This is a genomic window from Adlercreutzia caecimuris B7 (genome assembly GCF_000403355.2).
GTDB lineage: Bacteria > Actinomycetota > Coriobacteriia > Coriobacteriales > Eggerthellaceae > Adlercreutzia > Adlercreutzia caecimuris.
Genome location: NZ_KE159646.1, coordinates 2,844,922 through 2,858,854, shown reverse-complemented (window position 1 = coordinate 2,858,854; position 13,933 = coordinate 2,844,922). Strand labels below are relative to the sequence as shown.

The following is a 13,933-nucleotide window of genomic DNA, read 5'->3' as shown; positions in this document are numbered from 1 at the left end:
TCGGGCGGCCCGTCCAAGCGTTTCGGGAAGGTTATCTCGACGGCTCTAGAACCGTGCGAAGCGCTCCTGGCGCTGGGCGATGAGCTCGTCGGGGGTCAGATCGGCCAGCTCCTTGTAGGCCTCGCGCACGTAGTCGCGCACGGCGGCGACAGCCTCATCGGGGTTCTCGTGGGCCGGACCCTCCCCTTCCGAAATGACGGCATCCACGATGCCGCCCTCGAACACCGCACGGGCGTTCATCTTCATCACCTCGGCAGCCTCGGGCGCACGCTTGCCGTCCTTCCACAGGATGGAGGCGAAGCCCTCCGGCGAGAGCACCGAGTACACGGCGTGCTCCTGCATGGCCACACGGTTGCTCACGGCAAGCGCCAAGGCCCCACCGGAACCGCCCTCGCCGAGCAGCACGCTCACCACCGGCACCCGAAGGCCGGCCATGGCCACCAGGTTGTCGGCGATGGCGTTGCCTTGGCCGCGCTCTTCGGCCTCGGTGCCGCAGAAGGCGCCCTGGGTGTCCACCAAGCACAGGATGGGACGATCGAACTTCTCGGCCTCGCGCATGAGGCGCAGCGACTTGCGGTAGCCCTCGGGCTGGGGGCAGCCGAAGTTGCGAGCCACCCGATCGGCCAAATTCACGCCCTTCTCCTGGGCGATGACCGTGACCGGATGCCCCGAGATCCAACCCACGCCGGCCAGGATGGCGCCGTCGTCGGCAAAGGAGCGGTCGCCGTGCAGCTCGATGAAGCCCTCCACGATACCGTCGATGTAGCGGCGCGCCGTGGGACGGTGCACGTTGCGGGCGATCTGCACGCTCTCCCAGGCGCTGCCGGCCGCGGCCTGGCCCTCGATGCCCGCCCGGCGCGCCTCGCGGCGGGCGTGGCGGTCCAGCTCGCGGCGGTCGGCTTCCTCGGCAGCGCCCTCGCCTGCGCCGCGCCCGATGAGACCGCCCACCACAGGCACTTTCCGCAGGAACCCGCTCGCAGCCTCCTCGGCACGCAGGCGCTCGCCGGCCATGCGGGCCTCAAGCGCCACCGACACAGTGCCGTAGGCCCCTGCGCCCACCTGAAGGGCGTCCATCACGCTGTGGTAAGTGACGACCCGCTCGGCATCGCTCGGCGCGTGCAGGGCCAGAAGCTGGGCGAGCACCGAGCGCAGCTGGGAGCGCTCCACGATGGCGTCGATGAGCCCGTGCTCCAAAGCGAACTCGGCGGTCTGGAAGCCCTCGGGCAGCTCCTGCTTGATGGTGTCGCGGATGACCCGCTGGCCGGCGAAGCCGATGAGCGCGCCCGGCTCGGCCAGGATGATGTCGCCCTGCATGGCGAAGGACGCGGTCACACCGCCGGTGGTGGGATCGGTGAGCACGGTGATGAAGGGCAGCGCGGCCCGGCCCAGGCGCTCCACGGCGCAGGACACCTTCGCCATCTGCATGAGGGAGGTGAGCCCCTCCTGCATGCGGGCACCACCGGAGGCGCAGAACACCACCACGGGCAGACGCTCCTCGATGGCGCGGTCGATAAGGGCCGCCACCTTTTCGCCCACCACATGCCCCATGGAACCCATGAAGAAGCCGGACTCCATGACGCCGATGGCCACGGGCAGCCCGGCGATGGTCGCCCGGCCCGTGCGCACGGCCTCCTCAAGGCCGCTCTTCTCGCGCTGGTCGGCGATCTTCTCGGGGTAGCCGGGGAAGGCGAGCGGATCGGAATCGGCCATCTGGGCGTTCCATTCCTCGAAGGAGCCCGCATCCACAGTCAGGGCCAAACGCTCGTCGGAGCGGAGGCGCTGCAGGGTGCCGCAGGCGGGGCAGGTAAAGCCCTCGGAGATGATCTCCTCCTTGTCGAAGAAGAGCTTGCAGGCATGGCAGCGGCGCCAGTGGGTGGGACCCTCGTCATCGTCGGCGGCCGCGGGCGCGGCGCTCTCCCAGGGGGCAGCGGTGGGCACGGCCAGGCCATCGGCGGCGGGCAGCAGCTCCATCCAACCCATGAGCTGGGTGCCCTCGGCGGCCGGCGCGAACACGCGCAGGCCGCGCTTGCGGGCGTGGCGCAGAAAGTACTCGTCTTCGGCCAGGGCGGCCGTAGGGCTGTCCAGGAAGATGAGGGACGCGCCGCACTCCTTGGCCGCCGACAGCACCGTGTAGATGTTGCCGGACAGCTGCTCGGCGCTGACTGCCGCCGAGGTGCTGCCCAGGTTGTAGGTGGGCAGCTGGCGGCGGGCGAAGCCGTCGAGCGAGCGGTTGTCCACGGTGGCGAACACCACGTCGAGCCCGGCCTGCTCCATGGGGCCCACGAAGGCCCGGGCGTTCTTGGCCGAGGCCACCACGAGGGCCCGAGGGCGGGCAGCCGTCTCGGGGCTCACGGCGAAGTCGTCACCGATGGTAGAGCGCGTGTAGCGCGCCACGGTGAGCGTGGCCTCCTCAGGGTCGGCCGGCTCCTCGCGCTGGGCCGGGGCGATGAGGGCGGCGGCGTTCTCAGGCAGGGCACTCGCCGCATCCACGATAGCGTCCAGGGCGTAGGCCACGGCCGCCTTCAGAGACGCACCCTCGGCGACCTCGGACGCAGACGATGCCGCGCCGGCCCCCTCGTCGGCCACCAGATGCCCGTCGCTGTCGAAGCTGATGTACTTGGATGCCGTTTTAGCCATGATTCGATCCCTCTAGCTCTCGGTCCGACGCGCCCTAGGCGAGCACGTACTTCTGGGTTGCCGTGGCGCACACCTCGCCGGCCACGGATGCCTCCACCTCGGCCACCACCAAGCGGCGCGAGGACTTCACGATGCGCCCTGTCAGGGTAACGGTCTCGCCGGGGGCCACCTGGCGGCGGAATTTCGCGCCGTCGATGCCGGCGAGAAAGCCGATATGCCCACGCAGATCGGGCGCCTGCAGCATGGCGATGGATGCGGCCTGGGCCAAGGCCTCCATGATGATGACCCCCGGCAGCACCGGGTGGTCGGGGAAATGTCCGCGGAAGATATCCAGGTCGGCCGGCACATCCAACTCGGCGGTAATGGACTGCCCCGGCTCGATGGCCACCACGCGGCTCACCCACACGAACGGGTCGCGGTGCGGAAGGATGCTCTCGATAACGTCGCGCCCCCAGGGCAGCGGCGCCAGCGTCGTCTCGTCAGTCATATCGTTCTCCTCGACAGGACGCGCGCCCCGCAGCCGCCGTCCTTCCCGCGCCCCGCGGGGCGGTTGTGCACTGGGAGGCGCAGGGCACCTGCGGGATGCCCTGCGCCGATAGGTCCCTAGCCCTTATAGGGCGAGAAGGCCAAAGCGGCGTTGTGGCCGCCGAAGCCCAAAGACGTGGACAGGGCCACCTTCTGGGGGTAGTCGGTCAGAGCCTCGGTGACCACGGCCACCGGGCAGTCCTCGGCGGGCTCGGCGAAGCCGGCCGTGGGGGGCACGGCGTCGCGGGCCACGGACAGGGCGCACACGATGGCCTCCACGGCGCCGGCGGCGCCGAGCATATGACCCGTCGTGCCCTTAATAGAGGTGACGGGCACCGCTGCGGCGGCCTCGGCGCTGCCCATGAGGTTGGCAAGGGCCTTGGACTCGCCGGCGTCGTTGGCCGGGGTGCCGGTGCCGTGGGCGTTCAGGTGCCCCAGATCGGCCGGGGTGAAGCCCCCTTCGGCCAGGGCGGCGGCCATGGCAGCCGTGATGGCCGAGGCCTCCGGGTCGGGGGCGGTCATGTGGTAGGCGTCGCCCGTGCTGCCGAAGCCGGTGATCTCGGCGATGGGTGCAGCCCCGCGGGCCAGGGCGCTCTCCAGCGATTCGATGACGAGCGCACCGGCCCCCTCGCCGGCCACAAATCCGCCGCGGCGGGCGTCGAAGGGCAGCGAGGCCTGAGCCGGGTCCTCGGCGCGGGTGAGCGCCGACAGGTTCGTGAAGCCGGCGATGCAGATGGGGCTCACGGACTCCTCGGTGCCGCCCACGAGCGCCGCGTCGATGTAGCCGTGGCGGATGTCGCGCAGGGCGGTGCCGATGCAGTGGGCGCCGGTGGCGCACGCGGTCACCACGTTCAGGCACTCGCCGCGCATGCCGTAGCGGATGGCCAGGTTGCCCGCGGCGATGTTCCCGATCATCGTGGGGATGAACAGCGGGTTCACCCGCTTGGGGCCCTTCTCTTCCAGGGTGGCGAAGCTCTTCTGCAGCTCGTCGATGCCGCCGATGCCCGTGCCGAACACCACGGCGATGCGGTCGCGGTTCGCCTCGGTCACTTCCAAACCGGACTGGGCCAGCGCCTCGTCGGCAGCCACGATGGCGTACTGCACGAAGCGCTCGAAGCGGCGCGCCTCCTTCTTGGAAAGACCGTGCTCGACTCCGTCGAAGTCGCGCACCTCGGCGCCGATGTGCACCTCGTAGTCGGTCGTGTCGAAGCGCTCGATGGGCCCGATGCAGCAGCCGCGCTCCATCAGCGTGTTCCACAGCGCGTCCACGCCCACGCCGGCGGGCGTCACCGCGCCCACGCCGGTGATGACCACGCGGTGGGTGCCGTCGGGACGGCGGGTCTGCACGCTCTCGCTCATGTTCTCACTCATAGGGACATGCCTCCGTCCACGCAGATAACCTGACCGGTAATGTAGGACGCCTCGTCCGAGGCGAGGAAGCGCACCAGGTGCGCGATGTCGGCCGGCTCGCCCAAGCGCCCGCTGCCGATGCGGCCCACGATGGCCTCCCTCTGGGCCTCGGAGAGCGCGTCGGTCATGTCGGTGGCGATGAAGCCGGGAGCCACGGCATTGGCCGTGATGTTGCGCCGCGCAAGCTCCTTGGCAAGGGTCTTGGTCATGCCGATGACGCCAGCCTTCGAGGCGGCGTAGTTCACCTGACCGGCGTTGCCGTAGACGCCCACCACGCTGGACATGTTGATGATGCGGCCCCAGCGCTGCTTCATCATCACCTTGGCGGCGGCGCGGCAGCAGTGGAAGGTGCCCTTCAGGTTGATGTCGATGACGGCGTCGAAGTCCTCGTCGCCCATGCGGGCGGCCAGGCCGTCCCGGGTGATGCCGGCGTTGTTCACGAGCACGTCCACGCGGCCGAAGGCGTCGGCGGCCGCGGCGATGAGCGCATTGGCCTCGGCCTCGTCGGCCACGTTGGCGGCCACAGCCACCGCTTCCACGCCGAACTGACCGGCGATCTCGGCGGCCAGGGCCTCGGCGGCCGGCAGGCTCTTCTCAGACGAGCTGTTCACCACCACGTTCATGCCGGCAGCGGCCAGCTCGCGGGCGATCTCGCGCCCGATGCCACGGGTCGATCCGGTCACGACGGCGGCGCGGCGCTCTTGGGTCTCAGTCATATATCTCCTACTCTCCGTTTTCCGCCACGAAGGCGTCGAAACTCGCGCGATCCTGGATGGCCGCGCGCGGGGCGGCGCGGTCGATGCGCTTCACCAGGTTGGCGAGCACCCCGCCAAAGCCCACCTCGGCGAACATCTGCGCCCCGGCGGCGGCCAACTTCTGCACACTGGCCTCGAACTGCACGGGGCTCACCAGATGGGCTACCAGCTCCTCGCGCACGGTGGCGGCCTGAAGGGGCGCGCCGTGCACGTTGCCGATGACGGGCACCGCCGACTCGCGGAAGTCCACACCGGCCAGGTAGGCGGCGAAGGGCTCGGCAGCCGGAGCCATAAGCGGGCTGTGGAAACCACCCGAGGTGGCTAGGCGCGAGAAGCGGCCCTTGGAAGCGGCCCAGGCCTCCTCGGCGCGCGAGACGGCTGCCGGGGTGCCGGCCATGACGATCTGGCCGCCGCCGTTCAGGTTGGCGGGCACGAGCACCTCGCCCTCGGCGCAGGCTGCGCACAGCTCCTGGGCCTCGGCCAGGGTGATCTTCAAAAAGGCGCTCATGACGCCGGGGTTCCCATCGGCCGCCTCGCCCATGAGACGGCTGCGCTCGGCGATAAGGGCGAAGGCCGCCTCCTCGGCGAGCATATCGCCGAGCACCATGGCGGAAATCTGCCCGAGGGAGAATCCGAGCAGCGCATCCGGCACGACGCCGCGGGCCATAAGCGCCCACCCGATGCCGATGGACAGGGCACTGATGGCGATCTGCGCGTTGCGGGTGTCGTTCAGCTCCTCGGGCGCGGCATCGCGCACGAGGGCCGCCACATCGCGGCCGAGCACGTCGGAGGCGCAGGCGAAGGTGGCGGCCACCTCGGGGATGTCCAGCAGGTCGGCACCCATGCCGGGCCGCTGCGAGCCCTGGCCCGAAGCCATGAACACGAGCCCCGTCGGGCCGAGCGGCGCCAGAGGGGCCGCATCGAGCAGTGAAGTCATCGCCGCCCCCTTAGGCCCGCTCGCGGCGGCTGTTCAGGGCCGCCAGCTCGTCCAGGGTGCGGCCGGCCAGGGCCTCGGCCTCGCGCACCATCTCCCGGATGACGCCGGCCGCCGTGCCGCGCTCGGCCACGAGCGCCGCCACCTGGCCGGCCATGACCGAGCCGTTCTCCACATCTCCGGCCACCGCGCGAGCGAGCGAGCCGGCGTACATGCCCTCCAGTTCCTCGCCGCTTTTGGCCGCCATCTCCATCTTGCGGCACTCGCGGGCGAACTTGTTCTTCAGGCCGCGCACGGGATGCCCCGTGCCACGTCCGGTGACGATGGTGTCGGAGTCCTTGGCCGCGAGCACCTTCTCCTTCCAGGCATCGTGCACACTGCATTCCTCCACGGTGAGGAAACGGGTGCCGCACTGCACGCCCTCGGCACCCAGGGCGAAGGCGGCCAGCATGCCGCGGCCGTCGGCGATGCCGCCGGCGCCGATGACGGGGATGGACACCGCCTGGCACACGGCCGGGATGAGGGCCATGGTGGCGAGCTCGCCGATGTGCCCGCCGGCTTCCGTGCCCTCGGCCACCACCGCGTCAGCCCCCAGGCGCTCCATGCGGGCCGCGAGCGCCGCCGATGCCACCACGGGCACCACCTTCACGCCGGCCTCCTTCCAGGCGGCCATGTAGTTGGCAGGGCTGCCAGCACCGGTGGTGACCACTTCCACGCCCAGCTCGCACACAAGCTCGGCCACCTCGGCGGCACGGGGGTCCATGAGCATCACGTTGATGCCGATGGGCTTATCGGTCAGCGCGCGGGCCCGGGCCACCTCCTCGCGAATCCATTCGAGACTCGCACCGCCACAGGCGATGATGCCCAGACCGCCCGCCGCGCTCACGGCACCGGCCAGGCCGCCGTCAGCGATGCGGGCCATGGCCCCCTGCACCACGGGGTACTCGATTCCCAACAGCTCGGTAATGCGGGTCTTCATGAAGCGTGCTCTCCTTCTCTTGCGGCGCCGCGCACATCGCGTCTCTGCTAAACTATCTGAGAAATCTTAAGGAATTTGCCTAAAAAACTGACTGCGCGTCTAAAATCTTCACCAAACATCTTATTGCTGATGGAGAAGCTTGCCTTTAATGCGGTCAGTATCATAGCGCAGGAACGGGCATTTGTCGGGAAAGGAACAGCTGTGGGCAGCGTAATTATCGGTTCGGGGAAGTCTTTGCCGGCGCGCGTCGTCACCAACGACGAGCTCGGCCAGATCGTGGACACCACCGACGAGTGGATCGTGCCCCGCACGGGCATCCACACCCGCGCCATCGCCGTACACGAGACCGGCACCGACCTGGGCGCCGAGGCGGCGCTGCGGGCCCTCGGCCAGGCCGAGGGCGGCTGGCAGCGCGAGGAGGGCGCCATCGACCCGGCCTCCCTCGACATGATCATCTGCCCCACCCTCACGCCCGACGCGGCCTTCCCCTCCCAGGCAGCCCTCATCCGCGAGCGCATCGGCGCGGTGAACGCCGTGTGCTACGACATGTCCTGCGCCTGCTCGGGCTGCGTCTACGGCACCTCCACCGCCGACATGCTGCTGGCAGCCTCGGCCGCCGACATCGCCGCCGCAAAGGCCGCGGGCCGGCCGCCGCGCCGCAACCCCTTGCGCCGCATCCTGGTAGTGGCCACCGAGCGCTTGAGTCGCCTGGTGGACTGGAACGATCGCGCCACCTGCATCCTGTTCGGCGACGGAGCCGGCGCCGTGGTGATGGAATGGCGCGAGGACGCGGACGGGATGCTGTCCAGCTACATGGAGAACACCGACGACGCCGATCACGTGCTGTGGTGCGACAGCGCCTTCTGCGACCGGCCGCTGCCCTTCGACGCCGTCAGTGACGAGGCCGCCCGCGCGGCCGCCGAGGCGCCCTGCGATCCCTACATGCGCATGGCTGGCCAGGCGGTGTTCAAGTTCGCCACCTCGGCCATGGTGCGTTGCATCGAGGAGGCGCTCTCCCGGGCCCAACTTTCCCCCGAGGACGTGGCGCTCTACGTGCCGCACCAGGCCAACGAGCGCATCATCCGCTATGCCGCGAAGAAGATGGGCATGCCCTCGGAACGCTTCCAGGTGACTATCGACCACACGGGCAACGTGTCGGGAGCAAGCGCCCTTATCGCCCTGAACGAGGCGCTCGTGGAAGGAAAGCTCGCCGTCGGCGACATCGCGCTCATGGCCGGCTTCGGCGGAGGGCTCACCGCCGGCGCCTGCGCCTTCCGCATCTAGCATCCAAGCCGAAAGCCCCCGAACGCACAGAGGCCCGCTCGTCGAGCGGGCCTCTTCCGTAGTCTCATTGCAGGCAAAGTCTAAGCGGCGCTCTCGTCCTGCGCGCCGTCGCCCTCGGCGACGTCCGAGGTGCCTTCGCCCCCCTCGTCGCTTCCCGAGGACGGCAAGTCGGCGGCCATCTGGGCGATCTCGTCGTTGGACTCCTGGATCTTCTCGTCGATGCGGGCCTTCTCGTCGCCTTCGGCAATGGTGGGCTGGTAGGTGTTGCGGTCGGATTCCGACGACACCGAGCACGCGATAAAGTTCACGTCGTCGTTTTTGGCCACCTCGTCGCCCGTGACGGTAAAGGTCTGCTGGAAGAGCATGCAGTCCTTGTCCTCGGGGTTGGAGTTGCCGCCGAAGCAGAAGTTGCCCAGGCTGTAGACGATGTAACGGCCCTCGTACACTTCGTAGCCCTGGATAACATGGGGATGCGACCCCACCACCAGATCGGCGCCGGCATCGATAGCCACCCGACCCATCTTGAGCTGATCCTCCGAGGGCTTGTAGTCGCGCTCAACGCCCCAGTGGGCATACACCAGCACGAGCTGGGCCCCCTCGGAGCGAGCCTTGGCGATGTTGTCGGTCATCTCCTTCTGGTTCTCATCGCTGTCTTCGGGGAAGTAGGCGCCGACCAGGGCCACCTTCACGCCCTTCACGTCCATATAGGCGATGCGGTCGTAACCGAAGGTCTGCACGTTGTCGCCCTCGAGGGCCTCGATGGTGTCGTTGTAGCTTTCCTCGCCGTAGTCCTTGGAGTGGTTGTTGGCCATAGAGGCCGCCTCCACACTCGCGGAGCTTAAGATCTTGGAGTACTCCGGCTTGCCACGGAAAGCGAACTCCTTATCGGCCCGCTCGCCGCCCTCGGTCAGCACTCCCTCCATGTTCACCACAGTCAGGTCGTCGGCACCGAACAGCTCGGCCACATTCTGCAGGAAGTAGGCGGGATCTTCCACTTCGCCGTACTTCGTATTGAAGCTACGCGAGCCGTCGAAGTTCACATCTGATCCCAACGTGCAGTCGCCGGCAAACGTGACCGTCAGGGTGATCGGGTCAGGTGCTGCATCTTGCTGGGCTGTCTGGTCATCGCCCGCTGCGGTCGGCGCGGCGACCTGCTGATCGCTCGGCTGGGCGGCAGGAGCGGAAGCATCGGGGCCCTGCGCGTTCGCCGAGGCACCGGCAGCCCCGGCGCGGCCAGCGGCGAGCATGCCCACGGCCACGAGCTCCGCCACGATAATGGCCACGACGATAAGCTTGACAAGGGGCGGACATTTCGGTTTCGCGTACATGATCTGCCTTTACTTGAAGAAGATGAGGAAAAGGATAATCGCCAACAATACAACAATGATCGGCACCGTCACCTTCAGAAACGAGGGAACTGCGGCCAGAGGGCCCGACGGGGCGCTGTAGTTCGCACGTCCGCTCATGACCCCGGAAAATCCCACCTCGCTCGCCCGGGAGGCGCGGGATCGCAACGGGGCCGAAACACCCCCGTCGGACACGGCCTCGAAGCCCTGGCCGGCGCGGCTGCGCCAGTTGGTACGAGCGGCAACGGTATCGACCATGGGGTCGTGACGGTCGCGATCGTCGTGGGAATAGCCCGAGATCTGATGGCTCTCGTTGAAGGTACGCGAGTCGATGCTGCCGCGACCGTCAATGACCTCGCGATTCAACGCACGGCTCCGACGCGTCTCGGACAAGGCGTCGCGGGAAGCGCGAGCCCGCTCGTAGCTTTCCATGGAGGAGCGGGTCATATCGTAGCTCTCCTGGGAGGAAAGCGGGGGTACGACCCGCGTGCGCCGCGACGCCGAGACGCTCGGCCCGGCGGCCCCTTGGAGCCGCGCGGCGCGCTCGGCCTCGCGCTGGGCGCGGTAGGCCTCCTGCTCGCGCTGCTGGGCCGCCAGCGCCTCCTGGCGAGCCATGCGGTCGGCATCGCGCTGGGCGGCGCTCGCCACATAGGACTGGGCAGCCTGCTGGGAGCGCAGGCGCGCGTTGCGGGCGCGCATCTCGTCTTGGGAGGCGTAGGATTGCAGAATACTCTCCCGTGAAGGGCGCGTCGTTATCTTGCCGCGCGAGCCTTGCGGCTGGCGGCCGCCCGCGGGATCGGCCTGGGGATAATCGGGGGCACCGGGCGTGCCGGCGGCACCTCGAGCGTCTTCGTTCGTTCCCATGGATGATCAACCTCTTGTTCGTCTGTCGTGCGTTTCAAGCTCGTTTGTGGCTGCGCGCCGCCGAACGGGCCGCGCGCGGTTGCCTCCGTTGGAATTCCTTAGCCGATACATTATAGGGGAAAAGGCGTGCCACCTCGCGCGCTTCGCGAAAAATCCCCTATCGGCTAGGGAGCGGCCCCTCGCTGATCTTCCGCAAATCGGCAGCCCCTTGCCCACACTGCGTCAACAACGTCAACAGGGTGCAAACGAAGCGCCCACAGAATGGCGTCTTTCTTCCATAACCGTGAAGCTAACCGCACGGCGATCAAACAGATGCCAGTTCAGATGCTATATTCAACCCGCTTCTCCTATGATAGCCCCAACGAGGATCACACCCGCGCCCTCCCCGGCCGAGGGCCTGCCGTATGACCGACTCGCGCCCGCCGCCCCTCCGCCGCAGCGGGAACTTTGAGAGGAGGAGCCATGAAATCGCCGAAGATTCTCGCCACCGCCGTCGCCGGCGTCGCCGCATTGTGCTTGGCGGGCAGCATCGCCTACGCCATCGAGCCTGCAGATCCCACCACGCTGCCCCTTCCCGACAAGGCCCAAGATACCTCCATCGCCAAGCAAGTGGCCTCCATCATCGTGTACGAGGATCAGGAGGAGGCGGTCGCCATGGCGACGGAGTTCGACAAAATTCACGACGAGCTCGCGCTCGATGCCGTGGCATCGCGGGCGGCCATCGCCAAGCGGCACCGCGAGGACGGCGCCGCAGCATCGAGCCAGGCCGCCTCTGAGCCTGCGGCAAGCGCGGACGACGACGGCGCCGGCGAAGCCGCCGGCCAGATCGCCGTCGAGGCCGTGGATGTGACCGAGCCGCTCAAGGCCATCTCCGACGAACCGGAAAGCGATCCCAGCGCGATGAAGCCGGCGACAATCGACGTGAACGGCGACGTCATGGAATATGTCCCCTCCTTCGAGAGCGCCTCGGCTCCCACCTCGGGTGCGGGGCTGTGGATGGGGTCGGACAGCACGACCGATGACAGCTGGGGCTATTTCATCGGGCACAACCCCGGTCCTTTCACCTGCGTGATGACCTTGAAGAACGGCGACCCGGTGACCGTTTGCGACGGCGAGGGCGCCACGCGCACCTATCGCGTCGTCGACGAGTTCATCGTGCCCGACGATACCTACTGGGAAGACATCCGCTCGCGCGTGACCGACTACGGGGAGTCCATCATCCTGCAAACCTGCTGCGGCGACAACGCCCACTACCGCGTCGTCATCGCCTGCTAGCGCGACATCCTCCCCTCCCAAGGGCCGTCCGGCTTTTCGCAGCTTGGACGGCCCTTGTTCTGCGCGCTACAATGACGCACACCCCCGACGAAAGGAAGCTCATGGCCCGTCTCGGCGTCATTGACCTCGGTTCGAACTCCGTCCGCCTCGTGATCTACGAGGCGAAGAAGGATCTCCGCGGACCCAAGCCCTTCCGCACCTTGGCCGACGAGAAGAAAATGGCGGGGCTTGCCGCCTATGTGGAAGCAGGGCGGTTCACCGACGCAGGTATCGCGCGGGCCGCCGACATCCTAGATGGCCATCTGGGCATTGCCCGCAACCTCGACTGCGACCGCGTGGACATCTTCGCCACCGCCGTGCTGCGCAACTGCTCGAACTCGGAAGCGGCTGTATCGACCATCGAGGAGGCCATCGGGCACGCCATCGTGCTCCTGTCGGCCGAAGAGGAGGCAGCGCTCGGCCTGGCGGGCGCGCGCATCGGCCAGGATATGGGGCTCGGCACGCTTATCGATATCGGCGGCGGCTCCACCGAGCTGACCGTGCTTGCCGAGCGGGGACATGCCGACAAGGACGCGCGGAGCGCGAGCCTGCCTTTGGGCAGCGTGTCGTCCTATGCGCAGTTCGTCCGGCTCGTGCTGCCCGATGCCCAGGAGTGCGCCGCCATCTCCGAGCACTTGAGGAGCCTCCTGGCGGACGCGGGGCTCTCGCCGGCCTTCCGGCATCGGCATTTCTACGGCATCGGCGGATCGGTGAGAGCCATCGTGAAGATGCAGGCCCAGGCCCTCGCTATGCCCGCCAAGCCCGCGCGCATCGAGCGGAGCGCCCTGGACGCACTGTTCGGCCTGCTCGAAAGCGATGCGTCCACCTTCGCCCACGCCGCCGTGAAGGCGGCTCCCGATCGCGTGCACACGCTCGTACCGGGCATGGTCATCGTGCGCACGCTCATGGCCGCACTCGGCGGCGAGGACGTGACGGTATGCAAGTACGGCATCCGCGAGGGCTACCTGATGGAGAGGATGCTCAGGGGCTAGCGACCCGCCCAAGCGCGCCCGACGGCTCGGCGGGCGGGCGCTGCACGACGGCGGGGCCTCGCGACCGGCGGGTGCCCGGCAGCCGGACCTATGGCCCTCGGAGCCGACAGGAGCGCGGCCTCTACGCCTCCAGTTGCTCGGCGGCCAAACGGCGCGCCTTCTCCATAACGGCGCGCTCGAGCACGCGAATATCGGGCGGCGTCCAGCTGATGGCGTCGGCACCGGCCTCGATGGTGCGGGCGATGGACTCGTCGGTGCGACCGCCCGTGGCGATGATAGGCAGATCCCCGTAACGGCGGCGCAGCGATGATACCACCTCGGCCGTGCGTGCGCCGGCGGCCACGTTCACCATGGTAGCCCCCGCCTCGATCTGCCAGGCGGCCACGGCGTCATCGGCGCACACCGTCACCACCACGGGCACGTTCAAGCGCTCGGCGAGCGCCTCCACCGTGTCGATGGGAATACTCGTGTTCACCACCACCCCGGCCACGCCCTGCATCTCGGAGTGGAGCGCCACCTCGATGCAGCGCTCGCCATGGGTAATGGAACCTCCCACCCCGTTGAGCACCGGCCGCTGAGAGGCGGCCACGAGCGCCTGGGTGATAGCCGGCTGGCAGGTGAAAGGGTATACCGCGAGCACCGCGTCGGCATCGCAGTGGCAGATAACGGCCAGATCGGTGGAAAACACGAGCGAGCGGATACGCCGCCCCTGCGCGAAGACGCCCGGTGCCGTGCGGATAACGGCGGGCACGGCCAGATCAGCGTGGAAAATGGACGCAGTGTCGTGCACGGGGCCTCCTCTCGACGCCCGGGAACGGCTCCCCGGGCAGCAGACAGCAAAACGCGCCCAGTATAGCAGGAACCGACTCGGCGCAGGCGCAACAGATGGGCAA

At 68.4% G+C, this 13,933-nt stretch carries 12 protein-coding genes; 3 read left to right on the top strand and 9 right to left on the bottom strand.

Annotated elements, in window-relative coordinates; translation table 11 throughout:
- Positions 1 to 45: 45 nt before the first annotated feature.
- From C811_RS15205 to C811_RS15180, 6 genes are all read right to left on the bottom strand, one after another.
- Positions 46 to 2,637 carry an acetyl-CoA carboxylase carboxyl transferase subunit gene (locus tag C811_RS15205; RefSeq protein WP_016310602.1) on the bottom strand — a complete coding sequence of 864 codons (2,592 nt, stop codon included), beginning with the start codon at positions 2,635 to 2,637 and terminating at the stop codon, positions 46 to 48.
- Positions 2,638 to 2,671: 34 nt separating this feature from the next.
- Entirely contained in the window at positions 2,672 to 3,124 is a 453-nt protein-coding gene (fabZ, locus tag C811_RS15200) for a 3-hydroxyacyl-ACP dehydratase FabZ (RefSeq protein WP_016310601.1), read from the bottom strand.
- 116 nt (positions 3,125 to 3,240) lie between these two features.
- A complete protein-coding gene (fabF, locus tag C811_RS15195) occupies positions 3,241 to 4,533 on the bottom strand; it encodes a beta-ketoacyl-ACP synthase II (protein WP_016310600.1) in 1,293 nt (430 codons plus the stop codon).
- On the bottom strand, positions 4,530 to 5,288 hold the full coding sequence (fabG, locus tag C811_RS15190; RefSeq protein WP_016310599.1) for a 3-oxoacyl-[acyl-carrier-protein] reductase: 759 nt from the start codon (positions 5,286 to 5,288) through the stop codon (positions 4,530 to 4,532). Before fabG ends, fabF begins: the two co-directional genes overlap by 4 nt.
- A gap of 7 nt (positions 5,289 to 5,295) precedes the next feature.
- Positions 5,296 to 6,264 (bottom strand): ACP S-malonyltransferase, encoded by a 969-nt coding sequence (locus C811_RS15185; protein ID WP_016310598.1) that lies wholly within the window; start codon positions 6,262 to 6,264, stop codon positions 5,296 to 5,298.
- A gap of 10 nt (positions 6,265 to 6,274) precedes the next feature.
- Positions 6,275 to 7,240, bottom strand: coding sequence for a nitronate monooxygenase (locus C811_RS15180; protein ID WP_016310597.1), 966 nt, complete (start codon positions 7,238 to 7,240; stop codon positions 6,275 to 6,277).
- Positions 7,241 to 7,441: 201 nt separating this feature from the next.
- Here C811_RS15180 and C811_RS15175 point away from each other — a divergent pair, with 201 nt between their 5' ends.
- Positions 7,442 to 8,524, top strand: a complete 1,083-nt coding sequence (locus tag C811_RS15175; protein ID WP_016310596.1) for a beta-ketoacyl-ACP synthase 3 — start codon at positions 7,442 to 7,444, stop codon at positions 8,522 to 8,524.
- A gap of 80 nt (positions 8,525 to 8,604) precedes the next feature.
- On the opposite strand, the gene C811_RS15170 is transcribed toward C811_RS15175, so the two are convergent.
- Entirely contained in the window at positions 8,605 to 9,852 is a 1,248-nt protein-coding gene (locus tag C811_RS15170) for a CapA family protein (RefSeq protein ID WP_016310595.1), read from the bottom strand.
- Positions 9,853 to 9,861: 9 nt separating this feature from the next.
- Positions 9,862 to 10,734: a V-type proton ATPase subunit G gene (locus C811_RS15165; protein ID WP_016310594.1), complete on the bottom strand. Its 873-nt coding sequence runs from the start codon at positions 10,732 to 10,734 to the stop codon at positions 9,862 to 9,864.
- Positions 10,735 to 11,196: 462 nt separating this feature from the next.
- Here C811_RS15165 and C811_RS15160 point away from each other — a divergent pair, with 462 nt between their 5' ends.
- A complete protein-coding gene (locus C811_RS15160; RefSeq protein ID WP_016310593.1) occupies positions 11,197 to 12,009 on the top strand; it encodes a sortase domain-containing protein in 813 nt (270 codons plus the stop codon).
- Positions 12,010 to 12,110: 101 nt separating this feature from the next.
- Entirely contained in the window at positions 12,111 to 13,040 is a 930-nt protein-coding gene (locus C811_RS15155; protein ID WP_016310592.1) for a Ppx/GppA phosphatase family protein, read from the top strand.
- 121 nt (positions 13,041 to 13,161) lie between these two features.
- Here the strand turns inward: C811_RS15155 and C811_RS15150 are convergent, their stop codons facing one another.
- Positions 13,162 to 13,830: a beta/alpha barrel domain-containing protein gene (locus C811_RS15150; RefSeq protein WP_016310591.1), complete on the bottom strand. Its 669-nt coding sequence runs from the start codon at positions 13,828 to 13,830 to the stop codon at positions 13,162 to 13,164.
- Positions 13,831 to 13,933: the final 103 nt, after the last annotated feature.

Bases quoted from the DNA above. Each gene is read 5' to 3' on its own strand.
- C811_RS15205 (WP_016310602.1), bottom strand. From the start codon at position 2,637: ATGGCTAAAACGGCATCCAAGTACATCAGCTTCGACAGCGACGGGCAT.
- fabZ (WP_016310601.1), bottom strand. From the start codon at position 3,124: ATGACTGACGAGACGACGCTGGCGCCGCTGCCCTGGGGGCGCGACGTT.
- fabF (WP_016310600.1), bottom strand. From the start codon at position 4,533: ATGAGTGAGAACATGAGCGAGAGCGTGCAGACCCGCCGTCCCGACGGC.
- fabG (WP_016310599.1), bottom strand. From the start codon at position 5,288: ATGACTGAGACCCAAGAGCGCCGCGCCGCCGTCGTGACCGGATCGACC.
- C811_RS15185 (WP_016310598.1), bottom strand. From the start codon at position 6,264: ATGACTTCACTGCTCGATGCGGCCCCTCTGGCGCCGCTCGGCCCGACG.
- C811_RS15180 (WP_016310597.1), bottom strand. From the start codon at position 7,240: ATGAAGACCCGCATTACCGAGCTGTTGGGAATCGAGTACCCCGTGGTG.
- C811_RS15170 (WP_016310595.1), bottom strand. From the start codon at position 9,852: ATGTACGCGAAACCGAAATGTCCGCCCCTTGTCAAGCTTATCGTCGTG.
- C811_RS15165 (WP_016310594.1), bottom strand. From the start codon at position 10,734: ATGGGAACGAACGAAGACGCTCGAGGTGCCGCCGGCACGCCCGGTGCC.
- C811_RS15160 (WP_016310593.1), top strand. From the start codon at position 11,197: ATGAAATCGCCGAAGATTCTCGCCACCGCCGTCGCCGGCGTCGCCGCA.
- C811_RS15155 (WP_016310592.1), top strand. From the start codon at position 12,111: ATGGCCCGTCTCGGCGTCATTGACCTCGGTTCGAACTCCGTCCGCCTC.